13 protein-coding genes are annotated in these 12,204 nt (G+C 74.3%); 11 read left to right on the forward strand and 2 right to left on the reverse strand.

The genetic code is table 11. The features are described 5' to 3' along the window. Window positions 1-20: 20 nt before the first annotated feature. Both ACWEPX_RS16095 and ACWEPX_RS16100 read right to left on the reverse strand, forming a co-directional pair. Window positions 21-650 carry an FMN reductase gene (locus tag ACWEPX_RS16095; protein WP_451897935.1) on the reverse strand — a complete coding sequence of 210 codons (630 nt, stop codon included), beginning with the start codon at window positions 648-650 and terminating at the stop codon, window positions 21-23. Continuing rightward, window positions 650-1,795, reverse strand: coding sequence for an LLM class flavin-dependent oxidoreductase (locus ACWEPX_RS16100; RefSeq protein WP_451897936.1), 1,146 nt, complete (start codon window positions 1,793-1,795; stop codon window positions 650-652). Before ACWEPX_RS16100 ends, ACWEPX_RS16095 begins: the two co-directional genes overlap by 1 nt. A gap of 232 nt (window positions 1,796-2,027) precedes the next feature. Between ACWEPX_RS16100 and ACWEPX_RS16105 the strand changes: the two genes are divergently transcribed. The 11 genes from ACWEPX_RS16105 to ACWEPX_RS16155 all read left to right on the forward strand — a co-directional run bounded on the left by ACWEPX_RS16105 (window position 2,028) and on the right by ACWEPX_RS16155 (window position 12,203). Then, window positions 2,028-2,774 (forward strand): GntR family transcriptional regulator, encoded by a 747-nt coding sequence (locus ACWEPX_RS16105; protein ID WP_451897937.1) that lies wholly within the window; start codon window positions 2,028-2,030, stop codon window positions 2,772-2,774. A gap of 143 nt (window positions 2,775-2,917) precedes the next feature. Then, on the forward strand, window positions 2,918-3,145 hold the full coding sequence (locus tag ACWEPX_RS16110; RefSeq protein ID WP_451897938.1) for a 4Fe-4S dicluster domain-containing protein: 228 nt from the start codon (window positions 2,918-2,920) through the stop codon (window positions 3,143-3,145). Window positions 3,146-3,158: 13 nt separating this feature from the next. Then, a complete protein-coding gene (locus ACWEPX_RS16115) occupies window positions 3,159-4,532 on the forward strand; it encodes an ABC transporter substrate-binding protein (RefSeq protein ID WP_451897939.1) in 1,374 nt (457 codons plus the stop codon). Beyond that, entirely contained in the window at window positions 4,529-5,296 is a 768-nt protein-coding gene (locus ACWEPX_RS16120) for an ABC transporter permease (protein WP_451897940.1), read from the forward strand. Before ACWEPX_RS16115 ends, ACWEPX_RS16120 begins: the two co-directional genes overlap by 4 nt. Next, window positions 5,293-5,985: an ABC transporter ATP-binding protein gene (locus tag ACWEPX_RS16125; RefSeq protein WP_451897941.1), complete on the forward strand. Its 693-nt coding sequence runs from the start codon at window positions 5,293-5,295 to the stop codon at window positions 5,983-5,985. Before ACWEPX_RS16120 ends, ACWEPX_RS16125 begins: the two co-directional genes overlap by 4 nt. 1 nt (window position 5,986) lies before the next feature. Continuing rightward, window positions 5,987-8,611, forward strand: coding sequence for a fumarate reductase/succinate dehydrogenase flavoprotein subunit (locus ACWEPX_RS16130; RefSeq protein ID WP_451897942.1), 2,625 nt, complete (start codon window positions 5,987-5,989; stop codon window positions 8,609-8,611). A gap of 70 nt (window positions 8,612-8,681) precedes the next feature. Further along, complete coding sequence (locus ACWEPX_RS16135; RefSeq protein WP_451897943.1) at window positions 8,682-9,227, forward strand: OsmC family protein; 546 nt, start codon at window positions 8,682-8,684, stop codon at window positions 9,225-9,227. Window positions 9,228-9,383: 156 nt separating this feature from the next. Then, window positions 9,384-9,539, forward strand: coding sequence for a hypothetical protein (locus ACWEPX_RS16140; RefSeq protein WP_451897944.1), 156 nt, complete (start codon window positions 9,384-9,386; stop codon window positions 9,537-9,539). 220 nt (window positions 9,540-9,759) lie between these two features. Continuing rightward, entirely contained in the window at window positions 9,760-9,987 is a 228-nt protein-coding gene (locus ACWEPX_RS16145; RefSeq protein WP_451897945.1) for a hypothetical protein, read from the forward strand. A 243-nt stretch (window positions 9,988-10,230) separates the two neighbouring features. Beyond that, window positions 10,231-11,043 carry a polysaccharide deacetylase family protein gene (locus ACWEPX_RS16150; protein WP_451897946.1) on the forward strand — a complete coding sequence of 271 codons (813 nt, stop codon included), beginning with the start codon at window positions 10,231-10,233 and terminating at the stop codon, window positions 11,041-11,043. Beyond that, complete coding sequence (locus ACWEPX_RS16155) at window positions 11,040-12,203, forward strand: glycosyltransferase family 4 protein (RefSeq protein ID WP_451897947.1); 1,164 nt, start codon at window positions 11,040-11,042, stop codon at window positions 12,201-12,203. The genes ACWEPX_RS16150 and ACWEPX_RS16155 overlap by 4 nt, the downstream gene beginning before the upstream one ends. The last annotated feature ends 1 nt before the right edge of the window (window position 12,204 follow it).

The raw sequence follows: 12,204 nt of genomic DNA on the forward strand, positions 1-12,204 counted from the left end.
GCGGACCGGGACGCGCGGGATCACGCGCCCCGCAGCAGGGCCTCGAAGGAGGGCGTGCCGCCGAACGGGCCGTCGAGCGCCTGCTCGGGAGCCGCCTGCTGCCTGCCGCTGACGAGGCCGGCGAGCTCGTCCGCCGCGCGCTCGATGCGGGTGGCCAGCGCGCGGTCGACGCCGCCGTCGCCGCCCCAGTCCTCCGGGGCGGCGAAGACGCCGGTGGGCACGGCGATGGCGCGCAGGTAGGCGAACAGCGGCCGCATGGCGTGTTCGAGCACCAGCGAGTGGCGCGCGGTCCCTGCGGTGGCCCCGAGCAGCACCGGCTTGCCGACCAGCGCGTCCTTGTCCAGCACGTCGAAGAACGTCTTGAACAGTCCGCTGTAGGAGGCGGAGAACACCGGGGTGACGGCGATCAGGCCGTCGGCGGCGGTCACCGCGTCGATCGAGCCGCGCAGCGCCTGGTTGGCGAAGCCGGTCACCAGGTTGTCGGCCAGGTCGCGGGCGTGGTCGCGCAGTTCGACCTGGACGATGGCGGTGTCCTCGCCCCGCTCGCGCAGGGCGTCGGCGGTCGCGGCGGCCAGCCGGTCGGCCAGCAGCCTGCTGGACGAGGGCACGCCCAGCCCGGCGCTGACCACGGCGATGGTGCGGTCGGTCATCAGGCGTCAACCTCGTCTCGGACCTGTCCGGTCACGTCGTCGGCGGGCGCGTGGACGGTGGCGTCGACGGCGCCGCCGCGGGCGGCCACGCGCGCGGCGTGGGTCGGGGCGTCGGGCACGTGGGCGGGCTTGAGCGCGGCGAACTCCTTGCGCAGCACCGGGACCACTTCCTCGCCCAGCAGGTCGAGCTGCTCCAGCACGGTCTTCAGCGGCAGGCCCGCGTGGTCGATGAGGAACAGCTGGCGCTGGTAGTCGCCGACGTACTCGCGGAAGCCGAGCGTGCGCTCGATGACCTGCTGGGGGCTGCCCACCGTCAGCGGCGTCTCCCGGCTGAAGTCCTCAAGCGACGGGCCGTGGCCGTAGACGGGCGCGTTGTCGAAGTAGGGCCGGAACTCCGCGACGGCGTCCTGGCTGTTCTTGCGCATGAACACCTGCCCGCCCAGGCCGACGATGGCCTGGTCGGCCGCGCCGTGGCCGTAGTGCTCGAACCGGCGGCGGTAGAACTCCACCATCCGCTGGGTGTGCTCGGCGGGCCAGAAGATGTGGTTGTGGAAGAAGCCGTCGCCGTAGTAGGCGGCCTGCTCGGCGATCTCGGGCGAGCGGATCGAGCCGTGCCAGACGAACGGCGGCACGCCGTCGAGCGGGCGCGGGGTCGAGGTGAAGCTCTGCAGCGGCGTGCGGAACTTGCCCGACCAGTCGACCACGTCGTTGTCCCACAGCTTGCGCAGCAGCGCGTAGTTCTCGATGGCCAGCGGGATGCCGTTGCGGATGTCCTGGCCGAACCAGGGGTAGACCGGGCCGGTGTTGCCGCGGCCGAGCATCAGGTCCACCCGGCCGTCGGCCAGGTGCTGGAGCATCGCGTAGTCCTCGGCGATCTTCACCGGGTCGTTGGTGGTGATCAGCGTCGTGGCCGTCGACAGCCGCAGCCGCGAGGTCAGCGCCGCGATGTGGCCCAGCGTGGTGGTGGGCGAGGAGGAGAAGAAGGGCGGGTTGTGGTGCTCGCCGAGGGCGAAGACGTCCAGGCCGACCTCCTCGACCTTCTTCGCGATCGCCACGATCGCCTTGATCCGCTCCGCCTCCGACGGCGTGCGGCCGGTGGTGGGGTCAGTCGTGATGTCACTGACCGAGAAGACGCCGAACTCCATCTCACCCTCCAACTGCTGGCCGGTACGCTCGGTTCAACTTAAGTGACGTGTCAACTATTCCGCCCACCGGGGTGGCGTCGACCGCGTTATCTCACATTGCGGAAAGGCTTCCTACATCCCGCGGTGGCGCGTCGCGCCTGCGGGGAGGCCCTGGCCTGGGGCTTCCCGGAGACCAGGGTGGCGTAACACGGGCGTAACAAACGGCCCGCCGGTTTCGGCACAGACTGTCGCCGTGAGCAGCCCGCGGATCGTCGACGCCCGGCGCCTGCGCGCCGACCGGGCGCGGCAGGTCGCCGACGTGGTGCGCAGGCAGGTGCTGGGCCGGGCCTACCCGGACGGCGTCCTGCCGGATGAGCTGTTCCTCGCCGCGGAGTTCTCCGTCTCCCGCAACACCGTGCGGGTCGCGCTGGACCTGCTGCGCGACGAAGGGCTGATCGAGCGCTCGCCCGGCGTGGGCACGGTCGTGGTGTCGGAGAAGTACCCGCACGGGCTGGACCGGCTGATGGGGCTGGCCGAGACGCTGCGCGAGCACGGCGAGATCACCAACGACGTGCGCGCCGCAGGCCCGGTGCGCCCGCCGACGGCGGTGGCGCAGCGGCTCGGCGTGCCCGAGGGCGCCGAGGTCGTCTACATCGAACGGCTGCGCAGGCTCGACGGCCTGCCCCTCTCGCTCGACCAGACCTACCTGCCGATGGACATCGGGGCCCCGCTGCTGGCCGCCGACCTCGCCGGGCGCGACCTGTTCTGGCTCATCGAGCAGCACACCGGCCAGGCGCTCGGGTCGGCGTCGGTGGCGCTGGAGGCGGTCAACGCCGACCCGCACAGCGCGGCCGTGCTGAACACGCCCAAGGGCGCGGCGCTGATGGTGCTCGAACGCCTGACCCGCCTGGCCGACGGCCGCCCGATCGACCTGGAGTACATCCGCATGCGCGGTGACCGCATCACGATGGCCGCCGAGCTGCACCGGGGCCTGCGGTGAACGCCGCGCCCCGCTTCCGCCTGCACGTGGACCTGCGCAGGCAGGCCAGCGCGCTCTGTCGCTGAGTCCCGCCCGTTCCCCTCCCGAACAGCGCGCCGCCCTCCCGCAGGCGCGCCGCCCGCCCCTGCCCGAAAGGACCCGCCGTGGCCCTGGTCAACCACCGCGCCGACGTGCCGGTGACGATCGACGAATCGCTGTGCATCACCGGGTGCAGGCTCTGCGTCGACATGTGCCCGCTGGACTCGCTCGCCATCCACCCGGAGACCGGGAAGGCGCACATGCACGTCGACGAGTGCTGGTACTGCGGCCCGTGCGCCGCGCGCTGCCCCACCGGGGCGGTCGAGATCAACATGCCGTACCTGCTGCGCTGAGAGGACACCCGGAGTGAAGCGCGCCTTAGCCGCCGCCCTGGCGGCGACCACCGCCCTGGCGGGCTGCTCGGCCGAAGCGGCCGGGTCCGCGGTCGAGATCGTGATCGGCTACCAGTCCAAGACCATCAACACCGTCACCGCGGGCACGCTCCTGCGCGACCTCGGCTTCTTCGAGAAGCGGCTGGCCGAGCTGAGCGCCCGCACCGGCGTCGACTACACCGTCACCTGGCAGGACTACGACACCGGCGCGCCCATCACCGCGCAGATGGTCGCCGGGAAGGTCGACATCGGATCGATGGGCGACTTCCCCTTGCTCATCAACGCATCCCGGGCGCAGGAGCTCGGCGACGAGGGCACCCAGATGGTGTCGGTGACCGGGTACAACGCCCGCGGCGGGCTCAACATGGTCGTCGTCGCCCCGGACTCGCCCGCCACCACGCTGGCCGACCTCGCGGGGACGACCGTCTCGGCCAGCGTCGGCTCAGCCGGGCACGGCACGCTGGTCCGCGCGCTCCAGCGCGCAGGCGTCGAGGGCGTGACCGTGGAGAACCAGCAGCCCCCGGTCGGCGCGAGCGCGCTGCGGGCCGGGTCGGTGGCGGCGCTGGCCCAGTTCGTCGCCTGGCCGGGCATGCTCGTGCACGACCGGCAGGCCCGCCTGCTCTACGACGGCTCGGCGCTGGGCATCCCGACCCTGCACGGGGTCGTGGTGCGCAAGCCGTTCGCCGCCGAGCACCCCGACCTGCTCGCCGAGTTCCTGCGCGCCCAGCTCGACGCGACCGAGTACCTGCACGCCAACCCGCTCGCCGCGGCCGAGAAGGTCGCCGCGGCCACCGGGATCGCGCCCGAGGTGGTCTACCTCTACAACGGACCCAACGGCATCTCCACCTTCGACCTCGACATCAAGCCCCAGCTGCGGCAGGCGCTGCGCGAGGACGTCCCGCTGCTGGAGCGCATCGGCGACATCGCGCCCGTCGACGTCGACGCCTTCATCGACGACTCGGCGCTCACCGCGATCACCGGCCCTCCCGACGACGACACCACCAACCCGGCGCGCATCACCGGGCAGGACCGGGTCTGCGGCGTCGCCGTCGAGGACCCGGCGACGGCAGGCGAGGTGTGGCTGGCGGGGGAGGGGACCACCCGCCCGGCCGCCACCCCCACCTGCCTGCTGAAGCACGTCAACGCGGCGGGCGGCACGGTGCGCGCGGCCTACGTGCCCGACGCCGAGACCGGCACCCGCTGGTTCGCCGAGCACGCCGTCTGGGTGCGCGACGGCGCGGACTTCCTGCCGTTCACCACCGCCGACGGCGCCCGCCGCCACCTCGCGGCCCACCCGGGCGCGCAGGTGCTGGACTACCCGGCCGCGGTGCAGGCGGCGGGCCGGTGAGCGCCCGCTGGCCGCTGCGCGCCCTGTCCCTGCTGGCCTGCCTCGGGCTCTGGCAGCTGCTCACCGCGACCGGCGTCGAGCTGTGGCTGCGGTTCGACCACCTGCCGACCGCGGTTGAGGTCGGTCAACGGCTGATCGAGCAGCTGGGCACCGCCGACTTCCTCCGCGACCTCGGGCAGAGCCTGCAGCGCATCCTGACCGGCTTCGCCATCGCCGCCGTGCTCGGCGTCGCGCTCGGCGTGGCCGTGGCCCGGTCCCGGCTGCTCGGCGACCTGCTGCGCCCGCCGCTGGAGGTGCTGCGGCCGATCCCGGCGATCGCGCTGGTCCCCATCGCCATCCTGCTGTTCCCCACCAACGAGCAGGGGATCGTCTTCATCACCTTCGTGGCCGCGTTCTTCCCGGTGCTGGTGAGCACCCGCCACGCCGTGCGGGCGCTGCCGACCATCTGGGAGGACGCGGTGCGCACGATGGGCGGCAGCCGCGCGCAGGTGCTGGTGCGGGTCGTGCTGCCCGGCACGCTGCCCGGGGTGTTCGGCGGGCTGTCGGTGGGCATGGGCGTGGCGTGGATCTGCGTCATCTCCGCGGAGATGATCTCCGGGCAGTTCGGCGTCGGCTACCGCACCTGGCAGGCGTACACGGTGGTGGACTACCCGGGCGTCGTGGTCGGCATGGTGACCATCGGCGCCCTGGGCTACCTCACCTCCGCCGGCGTGGAGCTGCTGGGCAGGCGGGCCACCCGCTGGCTGCCGAGGCAGGCGCCATGACCGTCGAGATCAGGGACCTGACCCTGCGCCACGGCAGCACGACCGTGCTGTCCGGGTTCGACCTGCGCGTCGCGGCGGGGGAGACGCTGGTGGTCGCGGGCGCGTCCGGGTGCGGCAAGTCGACGCTGCTGCGCGCGATGGCCGGGCTGCTGCCCGCGGCGGCGGGCAGCATCGCCGTCGACGGCGAACCCGTCACCGGCCCGTCGGCGCAGCGGGCGCTGGTCTTCCAGGACGACGGGCTGCTGCCGTGGCGGACCGCCCGGCGCAACGTCGAGCTGCCGCTGGCGCTGGCGGGCGTGCGCCGGGCGCAGCGGCGCGAGCGGGCGGAGGCCTGGCTGGCGCGCGTCGGCCTGGCCGGGGCGGGCGGGCTGCTGCCGCGCGAGCTGTCCGGCGGCATGCGCCAGCGGGTGCAGCTGGCCAGGACGCTGGCGCAGAACCCGCGGCTGGTGCTGATGGACGAGCCCTTCGGCGCGCTGGACGCCCAGACCCGCGCCGCGATGCAGCGGCTGCTGGTCGACGTGCTCGCCGAGGCCGGGACGACGACGGTGTTCGTCACCCACGACGTGGACGAGGCCGTGCTGCTCGGCGACCGGGTGGTCGTCATCGGCGCGGGCGAGGTGGCGGTGCGGCGCGAGGCGATCCTCGCGGCGCTGGGCGGTGCAGGCCAGGTTGGGAAGGTGGCAGTCTGAGATGGACATCCCGGACCCGCGCGAGCGGATCGAGCTGAGCTGCGACGTGCTGGTCATCGGCGGCGGCACGGCCGGATCGATGGCGGCGATCACCGCGGCCGAGGCGGGCAGGCGCGTGCTGCTGCTGGAGAAGGCGCACGTGCGCCACTCCGGCGCGCTGGCGATGGGCATGGACGGGGTCAACAACGCCGTCATCCCCGGCAAGGCCGACCCGGCCGACTACGTCGCCGAGATCACCCGCGCCAACGACGGCATCGTCGACCAGCGCACCGTGCTGCGCACCGCCACCCTCGGCCACGACATGGTGCGGCGGCTGGAGGGCTACGGCGTCAAGTTCGAGAAGGACGCCCTCGGCGGGTACGCGGTGCGGCAGGTGCACCGCTCGGGCAGCTACGTGCTGCCGATGCCCGAGGGCAAGGACGTCAAGAAGGTGCTGTACCGGGTGATGCGCGAGCGCAGGCTGCGCGAGCGGCTCACCATCGAGAACCGGGTGATGCCGGTGCGCGTGCTCACCGACGGCGGCCGCGCGGTGGGCGCGGCCGGGTTCAACACGCGCACCGGGGAGTTCGTCACCGTGTCGGCGGGCGCGGTCATCCTCGCAACCGGCGCGTGTGGACGGTTGGGCCTGCCCGCCAGCGGATACCTGTACGGCACCTACGAGAACCCGACCAACGCGGGCGACGGGTACGCGATGGCCTACCACGCGGGCGCGGAGCTGTCGGGGATCGAGTGCTTCCAGATCAACCCGCTCATCAAGGACTACAACGGCCCCGCGTGCGCCTACGTGGCAAACCCGTTCGGCGGCTACCAGGTCAACAGCGCAGGCGAGCGGTTCGTCGACTGCGACTACTGGTCCGGGCAGATGATGGCCGAGGTCGCCGCCGAGATCGCCTCGGCCCGCGGGCCGATCTACCTCAAGGTCACGCACCTGCCCGAGGAGTCGCTGAGCGCGCTGGAGACCATCCTGCACACCACCGAGCGGCCCAGCCGCGGCCGCTTCCACGCCAACCGCGGGCACGACTACCGCACCCACGACATCGAGATGCACATCTCCGAGATCGGCCTCTGCGGCGGGCACTCCGCGTCCGGGGTGTGGGTGGACGAGAACGCCGCGACCACCGTCCCGGGGCTGTACGCGGCGGGCGACCTGGCGTGCGTGCCGCACAACTACATGCTCGGCGCGTTCGTCTTCGGCGACCTCGCGGGCGCGCACGCCGCCGCCCACCTCGGCACGCCCGGGCCGCTGCCGGAGGACCAGATCGCCGCCGCGCACGAGCTGGTCTACCGGCCGCTGCGCAACCCGGACGGGCCGCCGCAGCCGCAGGTGGAGTACAAGCTGCGCCGCTTCGTCAACGACTACGTCGCCCCGCCCAAGAGCGGGACCAAGCTCGCCATCGCGCTGGAGACCTTCCGCCGCATGGAGGGCGAGATCGCCGAGATGGGCGCGCGCACCCCGCACGAGCTGATGCGCTGCGCGGAGGTCACCTTCATCCGCGACTGCGCCGAGATGGCCGCGCACGCCTCGCTGGTGCGCGCGGAGAGCCGGTGGGGCCTCTACCACGACCGCGTGGACGCCCCCGAGCGCAGCGACGCCTGGTTCCACCACCTCAACCTGCGCCGCGACGCCGCGGGCCGCATGGAGTTCGTGCGCCGCCCGGTCGCGCCGTACCTGGTGCCGGTCGAGGGGTTCGACCCGCCCGCCGTGCCGGTCGAGGTGATCCCGGGCCACGAGGTCGCCGCGGTCGGCCGGGCCGCGGCCGCCGCCACCGCGGTGGCCGCGCCGCACTCGCCGCGGCTGCTGGCGGTGCTGGCCCTGACCGAGGAGCGGGCCCCGCTGGCCGAGCTGGTCCCGTACCTGCGCGACGAGGACGCCGAGGTGCGCAGGGCCGCCGTCGAGGCGCTGGCCGAGACCACCCCGGCCGGGTTCGCGCCCGCCGTCGTCGGTGCGCTCGGCGACCCGTCGGCGCGGGTGCGGTCGGCGGCGGTCGCCGGGCTGCGGGAGCTGGTCGAGGTGCTGCCCGCAGGCGACGACCTGCGCGGCGCGCTGCTGGCGCACGTCGCCTCGGCCGACCCGGCGGTGCGCGAGGTCGTGCTGGAGACGCTGTGGGCCCGCCGCATGGGCGATGCCGACGCCTTCGCCACCACCGCGGCCGACGCGCCCGGCGTCCGCATCGCGGCGGTGCGCGGCCTGGTCGCGCTGGGGGCGGCCGACCCGGTGGCCGCGGTGGCCGCCGACCCCCGGCGCGAGGTCCGCGTGGCCGCCGCCCGCGGCCTGGGCGAGCTGGGCGCGGGCGGGCCGCTGCTGGCGCTCGCGGGCGACCCGGACCCGCTGGTGCGGGCGGCCGCGTTCGCCGCCGCCCCAGGGGGTGCGCTGGCCGAGCAGGCCGAGGCCGCGCTCGCCGACCCGTCCTGGCAGGTCAGGGCCGCCGCCGTGGGCGCGGTCGGGCAGGCGGCCGCGGCCATCGCCGCTCTGGCCGACCCCAACCTCGACGTGCGCAAGGCCGCCGTCCGCGCGCTCGCCCGCTGGGCGGACCGGGTGGAGGTCACCGACGCCCTCCAGGCCGCCACCAAGGACAGCGACGCCGACGTCCGCGCCTACGCCCGGATCGCCCTGGATTCCACATGATGGATGCGCTTGCCGCATTGTGGCGGACGGCCGATGCTGGGAGCCGAGCCACCCAGCAGAGGAGCCGCAGATGACCGTCCACACCGGATTGAACGACGTCGACCTGGCCGCCGTCGGCGCGTTGGCGACCGCGATCCAGGACGACCCCGCCAAGGCGGGCACGACGTGGGCCGCGCACGTGAGCTGGCACGGCGGGTTCCGCTCCAGCGCCCGCGTGCGCGGCTTCGCCCCGATCCCCTCCGACGAGCCCACCGCCCTCGGCGGCGGCGACAGCGCCCCCAACCCGGTGGAGCAGCTGCTCGCCGCGCTGGGCAACTGCCTGGCCGTCGGCTACGCCGCCAACGCCGCCGCGGCGGGCATCCGCATCGACGCCCTGAACGTCGACGTCAAGGGCGACATCGACCTGCGCGTCTTCCTCGGCCTGGCCGAGGGCCACGCGGGCTTCGGCTCGATCACCGCCGAGGTGTCGATCACCTCCCCCGCCCCCAGCGCCGACCTGGCCGCCCTGCACGCCAAGGTGACCGCGTCGTCCCCGGTCGGCCACACCCTCGCCGCGCCCGTCCCGGTCGCCATCGAGCTGGTCGAGCGGCGGCAGGCGGGTGAGGTCACCCGCTAGTGGGGTGATGATCACCGGACGGCGGAAGGGGAGGACGACCGAGAGCAGCGCGCGACGCCACTTCTCGCTGAACCTGCGTTGATCGAGTGCGCCGGGCCCCGCGGCCCTGGGCTAAATGGACCGCGGCAGGGCGACGACGAGGTTCGAGGAGGGCGCGTGCGCAGGTGGGGCAGGGACGCCGCGGCGGCCGTGGTGGTCGTCGGTCTGGCGGTCTCCGGTGTGGTGGCGGGATCGGGGCAGGCCGCGGCGGCGGTCGGGGTCGACCGGTACCTGGATTCCGTCCGCGACGACCCGCGTTCCGGGCTGAGGTGATCGCGGCCTGGTCGATGGCGGTTCCAATCTGGCGGCGGGAGAGCGGGCACGACCACTTCTTCGCCGCGTTCGGCAAGACCGCGGCAATCGCGGGCCCGCACCGGCCCGAGCTGCCGGCCGACGTGCTGGACCGCGACGAGGCCCGCTACCGCGAGCTGCAGCACCGCGCACGCCTCGCCAGGCTTACGACGCGGACGCCGTCCGCGACTACCGGCTCCACATGCGGATGCTGGACTACCTGCGCGGCCAGTACGGCGAGGCGCACATCGCGCTGCACGCGGGCGAGATGGTCCCCGGCTTGGTCAAGCCCGAGGAGCTGACCTACCACATCCGCGAGGCCGTGGTGACCGGGCACGCCGAGCGCATCGGGCACGGCGTCGCCGTGCGCCACGAGAGCGGCTGGCCGCAGCTGATGCGTCGGTGGTGGCCCGGCGGTACTCGTGGGTGAGGTCGATGTGGGAGATGACTTCACCCCCGCAGCCCCCTGCGCCCGCGACCGCCTGGGTGCCCCCGCGCCGAGCGCGGCGTGCCGCGCCTTCCTCGACGCCAACCCCCCAGTGGGAGCAGGAAGCGGACTTCGCGGGCCTTCGAGCAGCGCTACCGGTAGCCGCACCCGAAGAGCGGATTGGGCGGGTCGGCGGGGCATCGATAGGCTGGCGGTGCCCCGCATCCCCGGCGGCGGGAGATGGCGATGAGCGTGATCCGGATGATCCACGGGTGCGCGCCGCCGTGGGAGCCCGGGGCGCAGGTCGTGCGGAACTACGTCGGCGAAGGGGCGTTGACGCGCCATCTGCTCGCGCGGGAGACCCCGTACGGGCCGCTGGGCGAGGCCGACGCGCTGACCGTGGACGACTCGACCAACGGCGCCGCGCGGGCGTGCGTGCTGGCGCGGGAGGCGGGCAGCGAGGTGACGCTCTTCGTCAACCCCGCCCAGGTCGAGCGCGGGCGGACCTACTGGTTCAGCCTGCTCGACGCGATCCTCGACCAGCGGCAGGCGGCGACCGCCACCTTCGACGGGCGGGTGTTCGACCTGAGCCCGGGCGGGCCGCTGCGGGCCTTCCGGCTGGCCGCCAAGAGCAGGCTCATGGCCCTGCCCGAGGCCGAAGTGGACGGTCTGCTGGACGACCTCGCCGCCGCACTGGGCGCAGCGCCGGTCGTCGTCCCCGAGCACGCGCAGACCATGAGCGCCGACACCCTCAAGGACCTCATCGGCCGAGGGGTCGCCATCGGCAGCCACGGCTGGGACCACCGCGACATCGCGTCGATGACGACCGGTGAGGTCGCCGACGACCTGCGCCTGGCCCTCGACTGGTTCCACGCCCTGGGCGTCCACCCGATCCACTACGCCGTCCCGTACGGCCTCGTCCCCCTGCCGGAAGCGGCCGTCGCGGCGGTGGACGGCATGGTCCTGCTCGCCAACCCGGCCCTGCCCGCTGACCGCCTGCCCCCGCGGCACCGCAACCGCGAGCCCATCACCGGCCCGCTCCGGGACCTCGCTCCGTGACGACCGCGCACATCCTGACCGACGCATTCCCCCCGCAGCCCGGCGGGTTGCAGGCCTGGACCCGCGACCTCGCCACCGCCTTGACGCGCGCCGGGGTCTGCCCCATCGTCTACGTGCTCGGCAACCAGGACGGCGTGGCGCGGCAGCCCTTCGAGGTGGTCGACGTCGGGGAACTGCGCACGCCCTGGGAGGCGCCGCTGCTCGCCGCCCGCGCCAACCCGCTGCGCCTCGACCAGGAGCGGTCGCGGCTGACGACGGCCTGCACGCTCGCCGCGGTCGCCAAGCGGCGCGGCGGCGGGGCCGAGGTCATCGTGTCCACCTTCGTCACCACCGCGGGGTTCACCGCGCACCTGGTCGCCGACGCGCTCGGCATCCCGCACGTGGCCGCGATCGCGGGCTCCGACTTCACCCGCGACTTCCGGGGCCGCTTGGACCGCCAGGTCTTCCTGGAGGTGTGCGGGGCCGCGCGGGTGGTCGTCGCCCGCAACGCCGAGCACGTCAGCGCGCTCGACCGCCACCTGCCCGGCACCCCCCACCGGCTCATCGAGACCTCGGTGGCGATCCCGCCGGGGCGGTGGGCCAAGCACGCCGGGGACGGGATCACCGTCTTCTCCGACACCGGGTTCGACTTCAAGAAGGGCACCGGCGTCCTGATGGACGCCTTCGCCGCGCTGCGCTCCAGCGGCCTGCCGGTGCGGCTGGTGATCTGCGGCGGCGACCAGCCCGGCCAGGAGGGCTACTGGCGCGAGCGCCGCCGCCTCCTGCACGTCCAGTGCGGCCCCGCCGTCGCCTTCCCGGGCCACCTCGACCGCGCCGAGGTCACCGCGCACCTGGGCGCGGCCGACATCTACGCCTCGGCGTCGCTGGGGGAGGGGTCGTCGGCAGCCCGCGCCCGGGCCCTGTGCCTGGGCATCCCCGCGGCGCTGACCGCGTGCGGGGAGCTGACCACCGACCCCGGCGCCTCCCACGTCCGCCTGGCCCCGGTGGCCGACGCCGACGCCTTCCGCGACGTCCTGCGCGCCCTGGCGGCGGACCTGCTCTCCGGCGCCCTCGCCGTCGACGAGGAGGCGGTCGCCGCCTTCCGCCGCCGCTTCGACCCGCGGACGGAATGGTCGGCCTGGGTCTCCCTGCTCCACGAGGTCGGCGCGCCCCGACGGTGAG

The sequence above is a fragment of the Actinokineospora sp. NPDC004072 genome (assembly GCF_053604195.1).